We start from the raw sequence: 1,281 nt of genomic DNA, 5'->3' as shown, positions 1-1,281 counted from the left end.
GTGTGGGCGCTGTCCGAAGCCGTGAATGCGACGACCCTGGCAAAGGCGGCATAAGCGGATGACGGACAAGCAGCAAACCGGCGCCGCTGCTGGCGCCCCATCGTCAGACGTTGCGCAGGCCGCGGCCGGCGGCGGCTTGCCTCCTCCGGTGCGCGCGCTGGCCGAAGCGGATTTCAGCGCGGTCGCGCTCAGCTTCGGCGCGGCGGGTTTCTCGGTCGCTGAACCGGCCGACGGCATCATCACACTGCGCCGCGCTGTGGCCACCGGCCAGCCGGCGCGTCCTGCAGTATTGATTTCGGTCGGCGTGCACGGCGACGAAACGGGCCCTATCGAACTGGTGGCCTACCTGCTCGATGCGCTGGCGCAGGAGCMTGCAATGCTGGCCGTAGACCTGATGCTTTGCGTTGGCAACATCGGCGCCATCCGTCAGGCCAAGCGCTTCATCGACGCAGACCTGAACCGCATGTTCCGCGCCGAGCGTGGCAGCCTTGCCGGCACCGCCGAAGCCGCGCGTGCGGACGAGATGATCGCCGCCACCAGCGCCTTCTTCAAGGATGCCGGTGCTGAGCGCTGGCACCTCGATTTGCACACGGCCATCCGACCATCCTATTACCCAACCTTCGCCATTGTCCCCGATCTGATCGCGGACGGCGCTAAGGCGCAGCTGATCGGCTGGCTGGGTGAAGCGGGCATCGGCGCCATCATCATGAACCCTGCGTCCGCAGGCACCTATAGCTACYACAGCGCCGAACACCACGCCGCTGCCGGCACCACAGTGGAGCTAGGCCGCATCGGCACGCTGGGCCAGAACGACCTGTCCCAGTTCGAGGAAGCACGCGTGGCGCTGGATCGCCTGCTGCGCGGCCAGCCCGCGGGCGAAGCGGCCAGGAAGCCACACGTGTTTAAAGTCGCCCGGAACATCATCAAGCTGAGCGACGGCTTCACCATGGCGTTCGGCAAAGAGACTCAGAACTTCACGCCGCTGACCCGCGGCCAGGAAATCGCCCGCGACGGCGACACCATCTACACCGTGCAGCACGACGAAGAGCTGGTGGTCTTCCCCAATCCCGACGTACGCATCGGCCTGCGGGCAGGCATGATGGTCGTGAGGGTGTCTTAAGCAGGAATGCGGGGCATGCGCTACACTCGTCCGATCACACAGGAGGAGTAGCCCATGTCCGTTTCCATGTACCGAGTATCCGCTCCCGTCTTTGTGCGCGGCCTGAAAGTTGCAGCAGAACTGCTGCGCAAGGCCGAAGCACACGTCGAGGAGCACGGCAT

Annotated in this window: 1 protein-coding gene; it reads left to right on the top strand. The window is 65.4% G+C overall.

Going from position 1 to position 1,281, the window contains the following annotated elements:
- Positions 1 to 58 precede the first annotated feature (58 nt).
- Positions 59 to 1,120, top strand: a complete 1,062-nt coding sequence (locus AB4Z11_RS32020) for a succinylglutamate desuccinylase (protein WP_442030249.1) — start codon at positions 59 to 61, stop codon at positions 1,118 to 1,120.
- Positions 1,121 to 1,281 lie beyond the last annotated feature (161 nt).

Origin of the sequence: Pseudoduganella sp. RAF53_2, assembly GCF_052113985.1 — a bacterium.
Classification (GTDB): domain Bacteria; phylum Pseudomonadota; class Gammaproteobacteria; order Burkholderiales; family Burkholderiaceae_D; genus Rugamonas.
The sequence above is the reverse complement of the archived record's forward strand: the minus strand, read 5'-3'. Positions and strand labels throughout refer to the sequence as shown.